The sequence below is a fragment of the Streptomyces durocortorensis genome (assembly GCF_016901035.1).
Lineage (GTDB): Bacteria > Actinomycetota > Actinomycetes > Streptomycetales > Streptomycetaceae > Streptomyces > Streptomyces durocortorensis.
Genome location: NZ_JAFEUF010000331.1, coordinates 1 through 6,270, shown reverse-complemented (window position 1 = coordinate 6,270; position 6,270 = coordinate 1). Strand labels below are relative to the sequence as shown.

General features: G+C 74.6%; 7 protein-coding genes. 5 read left to right on the top strand and 2 right to left on the bottom strand.

The genetic code is table 11. The features are described 5' to 3' along the window. A partial coding sequence (locus JS521_RS32925; protein WP_205086561.1) for an NsdA family TPR-like regulatory protein occupies nucleotides 1-956 on the bottom strand: 956 nt, incomplete at its 3' end. 339 nt (nucleotides 957-1,295) lie between these two features. Here JS521_RS32925 and JS521_RS32920 point away from each other — a divergent pair. Next, nucleotides 1,296-1,751 (top strand): hypothetical protein, encoded by a 456-nt coding sequence (locus JS521_RS32920; protein WP_372448638.1) that lies wholly within the window; start codon nucleotides 1,296-1,298, stop codon nucleotides 1,749-1,751. Nucleotides 1,752-1,827: 76 nt separating this feature from the next. Continuing rightward, nucleotides 1,828-2,775 (top strand): spermidine synthase, encoded by a 948-nt coding sequence (locus JS521_RS32915; protein ID WP_205086559.1) that lies wholly within the window; start codon nucleotides 1,828-1,830, stop codon nucleotides 2,773-2,775. Nucleotides 2,776-2,790: 15 nt separating this feature from the next. Here the strand turns inward: JS521_RS32915 and JS521_RS32910 are convergent, their stop codons facing one another. Beyond that, nucleotides 2,791-3,357 carry a hypothetical protein gene (locus tag JS521_RS32910; RefSeq protein WP_205086558.1) on the bottom strand — a complete coding sequence of 189 codons (567 nt, stop codon included), beginning with the start codon at nucleotides 3,355-3,357 and terminating at the stop codon, nucleotides 2,791-2,793. 133 nt (nucleotides 3,358-3,490) lie between these two features. On the opposite strand from JS521_RS32910, the gene JS521_RS32905 reads away from it, so the two are divergent. The 3 genes from JS521_RS32905 to JS521_RS32895 all read left to right on the top strand — a co-directional run. Further along, complete coding sequence (locus tag JS521_RS32905; RefSeq protein WP_205086557.1) at nucleotides 3,491-4,207, top strand: response regulator transcription factor; 717 nt, start codon at nucleotides 3,491-3,493, stop codon at nucleotides 4,205-4,207. After that, nucleotides 4,204-5,661 (top strand): HAMP domain-containing sensor histidine kinase, encoded by a 1,458-nt coding sequence (locus JS521_RS32900; protein WP_205086556.1) that lies wholly within the window; start codon nucleotides 4,204-4,206, stop codon nucleotides 5,659-5,661. Before JS521_RS32905 ends, JS521_RS32900 begins: the two co-directional genes overlap by 4 nt. A 155-nt stretch (nucleotides 5,662-5,816) precedes the next feature. Continuing rightward, a partial coding sequence (locus tag JS521_RS32895) for a cellulose binding domain-containing protein (protein WP_205086555.1) occupies nucleotides 5,817-6,270 on the top strand: 454 nt, incomplete at its 3' end.

Genomic DNA, 6,270 nt, shown 5'->3' with positions numbered 1-6,270 from the left:
GCCCGGCCCCCCGCCTCCCGCAGTGCGAGCAGCGCCAGCAGCCGGGGCGACCCCAGCGTGCGGGCCGCCCGCTGCCCGGCCTCCGCCGCCCGTACCGCCTCGCGCGGCCGCCCCGCGTCCCGGGCCAGGAACGACGTGTTGCAGAACGCGTGCGCCTCAAGCCCCGCGTCCCCCGCAAGACGCGCCGTCGCCAGCGCCTCCGCGTAGTGCGAGCGGGCGTCGTCGAAGCGGCCCGAGTCATGGGCCAGCCACCCCACCGAGATGGCCAGCTCGCCCGCGCCCGCGTGCAACCGGTCCGAGGTGGCGCGCCGCGCGGTGCTCCCGGCGTCCAGCAGCTCGTACGCCGCGCGCAGCGGCTGGGCGGCCCGCCGGTAGAGCCCGTCCGCGCCGTGCCGGTCGTCCAGCAGCCGGATGTCCCGTACGGCCTTCTCGACGGCGAGCACCTCCGCCTCGCCGACCCGGCGCTGCGCGGGCAGAGAGACCCGGGCGGCGGAGGCGGACGCCCCGCCGAGACCCAGGGAAGCGGCCGCCACCGTGGCGGTGCCGCTCGTCATGAACACGCGACGCAGCACGTCGCTCTCCTCGGGGATGTCGTCGGTATCGGTGTCGCGGTGCACCGGGGCGGGTGCGGACCCCGGAGAGAGCGCCGGGGAAGCGGCCTCGGGCGGGGGTTCGGACACGACCCGCGCGCCCCGCCCCCGTACGCTCTCGCGGGCCGAGAACCCCAGATCGGCCAGGGACGCCCCGGGGAACATGTGCAGGAAGACGCGTTCGTAGGCGTAGTTGGGGCAGCGGATCTCCCCGGACTCCACCCGCCCGATGTACCGGGCGTCGCACGCGACCTGCTCCCCGATCTCCCGGGCCGCTCTGCGGACGGCCGCCGCGAACTCCCCGGCGGAGCGCTGCCCGCGCAGCCGGCGGAAGGCGAGGTTGGGAACTGCCCCTGTCGACGCCATGCCCGGCCCCTCTCTGGTGCAGCCGGGGGTCGTGCCACCCGGCGTCCCCGGGCCTCCCCGGTCGCTCCGGCCTCCCCGGAGTCCTGGTGTCCCGGCGGAGCAAGAACGTACCTGCTGTGACGAGTCGCGCACGCAGCGTTTCGTTGCGAAAGGGGCATACCGGCCGTGATCCGCCATGAACTGCCACCCTTTGCGGCGGTGTGGGCCCGTAGCCCTTGACGCACCCTGGGCGTTGGTCCATGTGGAGACGGAGTGTGGCTCCGTTCGGCGATGAGAGGAGGGGTTCCCTTGTTGCATCTCGGCAGGGAGACCGGCTCACGGACGACCGCGACGACCCCCATGAACCCGACGACCCCGAAGAACCCCGCACCCCCGGTGCCGGTACCGGTACACGTGAAGCCGGTGCAGGTCCGTGCGGCCCCCGCCCCGGCTGACCAGGCCTCGGACCTCTCCCTGGACCTCGTCACGGTCCCGGCGCGCCAGGGCCTGGAAGCCGTCGACATCCTCCGCCGCCGCGGGGACCGGGAGGCGGTCGGCCCGGTCCTGCACGACGGGGCCTGCGACACCCTCGGCTTCCTCGTGCCGCCCGGCACCGCCGACGCCTGGGACGTACCCGGCAGCGCCTGTACGCGGACGGACGGCCGCGGGCTGCGCATCCCCGCCGAGCCGCCCGTCTCCGGATCCGGGTGGCTGCTCCCGCCCGCCGAGGACGCCCCGGTCACCGACCCGGCCGTGCTCCGCGCCGCCCTCGACCAGGCCGCCCGGCTGATCGAGGCGGCCGACAACTGCTGCTGAGCCCATAATGGCCGGACCGGCGGAACACCTCCGCGAGGCCGGCGACCCGGGCCCCCACCAGCAAGGACCAGTGAACGTGGCACGTCGAGGAACGCCGGGCCGGGGCAAGGCGAAGGCCGCGGACAAGGCCGTGGGCCCGAAGGCGATGGGGCGCCGGGACGGCGGACGGGGCTCCGCCCGGGCCGAGCGTGAACCGGTCTCCCGGCCGGTCGGCGGCGGGCTCGCCGAGCTCATACCCGACCGGGAGCGCCCGCACGGCTGGACGCTCCTGATCGACGGCGCCCCGCAGTCCCACGTGGACCTCGACGACCCCGCGCACCTCTCGTTCGCCTACCAGCGCCGCCTCGGCCACGTCATCGACCTCGCCGCACCCCCGCTCCAGCCGCTGCACGTCCTGCACCTGGGCGGCGGCGCGTTCACCCTCGCCCGGTACACCGCCGCGACCCGCCCCCGTTCCACCCAGCAGATCGTCGAACTCGACGCGCCCCTCGTCCAGCTCGTCCGCGACCACCTCCCGCTGGACCCCCAGGCCCGCGTCCGGGTCCGGACGGCCGACGCCCGCGAAGGGCTCGGCAGATTCCCGGACGGCTGGGCGGACCTGGTCATCGCGGACGTCTTCAGCGGAGCCCGCACCCCCGCCCACCTCACCTCCGCCGAGTTCCTCACCGAGGTACGCCGGGTCCTGAAGCCCGAGGGGCGCTACGCCGCCAACCTCGCGGACGGCCCCCCGCTCGCCCATCTGCGCGGCCAGGTCGCCACCGCCGCCGCCGTCTTCCCCGAACTGGCGCTCGCCGCCGACCCGGAGGTGTGGCGGGGCCGCCGCTTCGGCAACGCGGTCCTGCTCGCCTCGGCCCTGCCGCTGCCGGTCGCGGAGTTCACCCGACGGGTGGCGAGCGACCCGCACCCCGGCCGCGTCGAACACGGCCGTGCGCTCACCGACTTCACCGGCGGCGCGGCCGTCGTCACCGACGCGGAGGCCAAGCCGTCGCCCGTGCCTCCGCCGTCCGTCTTCGAGAACCCCTGATCAGGCCATCACGGCCTACGGTTCGACGACCTGCACCGTCGGCGGCGTCCCGTTCCAGGTGCAGAACACCGAGTACGTCTTTCCGTCCGCCCCGCCCCCGTCGCTGAAGTCCACCCGGATCCAGGCGTCGTTCGTCCACACCTGCATCGACCAGCCCGGCTCCGGCGTCGCCGAGACGAGCTTCGCCGATTCCTTGCCCAGCTCGAACACCACCCGGCCGCCGTCGGTCCGGTAGCTCTTCACCTGCCCCGAAGCCTTCGCCGGAGCCGACCGCGCGGGCGGCTTCGCCGGGGTCGCCGACGGCGTACGGGAGGGGCGCGGGGCCGACGCCGAAGGGCGCGCGTCACCGGTGCGCTTCGCGGCGGAGGGAGAGGCCGACGTCCGGTGCGTCGAGGAGACGAGCGGCTCCTCGGTGCTCTGCCCGATACGCTGCGGAGCCCCCGCGCCCACCGAGATCGGCACGGCCCGGGGCGGGTCGTACGCCGTCCCCGTCATGACCGTGTGCACACCCCACCACGAGAGCGTGACCGCCGCGCCGGTGGCGAGCGACCACGCCAGCGCGTGTACGAGTCCTCGTTGCATCCGGCACATCTTGCACCACCCGGCCCGCTCCCGCTCCCGCCCGGGGCCTCGAACAACCGCCCGTCTCCGGCCTTTGCGGACGATTCCGGCGGGGCCGGGACCGGGCCCGCCGGCATGGCGTACGGTGCCGCCCATGGCAAGTGTGCTCGTGGTCGAGGACGACCAGTTCGTACGTTCCGCCCTCATCCGGCACCTCAGTGAGGCCTCCCACACGGTACGGAGCGTGGGCACCGCGCTCGAAGCGCTGCGCGAGGTCGCGCACTTCCGCTTCGACGTGGTCATCCTCGACCTCGGGCTGCCCGATCTGGACGGCGCGGAGGCGCTGAAGATGCTGCGGTCCATCACCGACGTGCCCGTCATCATCGCCACCGCCCGGGACGACGAGAGCGAGATCGTCCGCCTCCTCAACGACGGCGCCGACGACTACCTGACGAAACCGTTCTCCGTGGAGCACCTCTCCGCCCGGATGTCCGCCGTGCTCCGCCGCTCGCGCGCCGCCGGGGGCGAGGCGCCGCCGCCCCGGGTCATCCGCGTCGGCGGGCTCTCCATCGACCCGCTGCGCCGCAGCGCCGAGCTGGACGGGGCCGAACTCGACCTGACCCGGCGCGAGTTCGACCTGCTCACCTTCCTGGCCGGGCGGCCCGGCGTGGTCGTCGCCCGCAAGGAGCTGCTGGCCGAGGTCTGGCAGCAGTCCTACGGCGACGACCAGACCATCGACGTCCACCTGTCCTGGCTGCGCCGCAAGCTCGGCGAGACCGCCGCCCGCCCGCGCTATCTGCACACCCTGCGCGGCGTCGGCGTGAAGCTCCAGCCGCCGACCGACGCACCCGTCACGGAGCCGCCCGCATGAGATGGGCCCTGGTCAAGGTCTGCCTGGCGGTCACCGCGATGGTCGTCATCGCCTTCGCTGTACCCCTCGGCCTCGTCATCCGGGAGATGGCCAGCGACCGGGCCTTCTCCGACGCCGAACGCCAGGCCGGGGCCATCGCCCCGACCCTCTCCATCACCACCGACCGCGAGGAGTTGACCCGGGCCGTCCTGTCCACCGAACCGGGCGACCGGGGCCACCTCGCCGTCCACGTCCCGGCCCCCGCGAAGGCCGGGGCCGAGGCCGAGGACGGGCCCCTGGACATCGGCACCCGGCGCGCCACCCCCAAGGACGTGGCGACCGTGCAGAAGGACGGGCGGGCCTCGATCGCCGAGGTCACCGGCGGCTTCGCGCTCCTCCAGCCGACCGCGCTGAGCACCGGGGAGATCGCCGTCGTCGAGGTGTTCGTCCCCGAGGGCGAGGTCTCCAACGGGGTCGCCACCGCCTGGCTCATGCTGGCGGGCGTCGGCGTCGCCCTGATCGTCGGCTCGGTCGCGGTCGCCGACCGGCTAGGCGTACGGATGGTGCAGCCCGCCCAGCGCCTCGCCGGGGCCGCCCAGGACCTGGGGGAGGGGCGTCTCGGCACCCGGGTTCCCGAGGAGGGCCCCACCGAACTGCGTTCCGCCGCCGTCGCGTTCAACTCCATGGCCGACCAGGTCGTCCAGCTCCTGGCCAACGAGCGCGAGCTGGCCGCCGACCTCTCGCACCGGCTGCGCACCCCGCTCACCGTGCTCCGGCTGAACGCCGCGTCCCTCGGCGAGGGCCCGGCGGCCGAGCAGACCCGGGCGGCGGTCCAGCAGTTGGAGCACGAGGTCGACACGATCATCCGCACCGCCCGCGAACAGCGCCCGCAGACCCAGGGGGTGCAGACGGGGGCGGGCTGCGACGCCTCCGAGGTGATCCGCGAACGCATGGGCTTCTGGTCGGCGCTCGCGGAGGACGAGGGCCGTGAGGTGCGCCTCGCGGGAGTCGACCGTACGGTACGCATCCCCGTGGCCCGCCCCGAACTGGCCGCCGCCCTCGACGCGTTGCTCGGCAACGTCTTCCGCCACACCCCCGAGGGCACCGCCTTCGCCGTCGACGTCCACCACAGCGGCGACGCGGTCATCGTGCTCGTCTCCGACGCCGGCCCCGGGATCGACGACCCGAAGGCGGCCCTCGCCCGGGGCGCCAGCGGGCGCGACGGGGCGGCCGGCTCCGTCGGCTCCACCGGCCTCGGCCTGGACATCGTGCGCCGGGTCGCCGAGTCCACCGGCGGCGACCTGCGCATCGGCCGGTCCGTCCTCGGCGGCACCGAGGTCCGGATCTGGATCGGTCTGCACGGCAGCCGCCCCGAGCGCGGACGGCGCGGCCACGGCCGCCGCGTCGGCCGCCGGACGGGCTGGCAGCGGCGCAGGGAACCCCGGACCGCGACCGGCCCGGGGCCCCAGCATTAACCCGCACCCATGCGTTCCTTAAGCGCACCCTAAGAACATCAACTCCCGCCCGCAACGCCCCTTTCGCCCGTTTCGCTGCCGCTAGCGTGCTCCGCATCCCCCCCCAGAAGGATCCGCAGGAATCCGCAGGACACAGAGGCAGGCAGGGCACGTTGATGGCTTCCCGTACGCACCGTCGCACGACGACCACCCGCACCAAGGCGATCGGCGCGGTCGTGGCCGCCGCCGTCATCGGCGGCACGGTCCTCGCGGTGTCCGGCACGGCGCAGGCCGCCGCGGTCGGCGCCGCGTACACCCGTACCAGCGACTGGAACGGCGGCTACACGGGCCAGTACGTCGTCACCAACGAGACCGACGAGCCCCTCAGCGACTGGACGCTGGAGTTCGACCTCCCGGCGGGCACGGAGATCGGTTCGCTGTGGAACGGCGAACACACGGTGAAGGACGGCCGCGTCACCGTGAAGCCCGCGAGCTGGGACAAGGAACTCGCCCCCGGCAGGTCCGTCACCGTCGGCTTCGTCACCTCCGCCACCGGCACCGCCGGCGACCCGGCCGGCTGCCTCATCAACGACGCCGCCTGCTCCGCCGACGGCGGCGTCGTTGATGAGG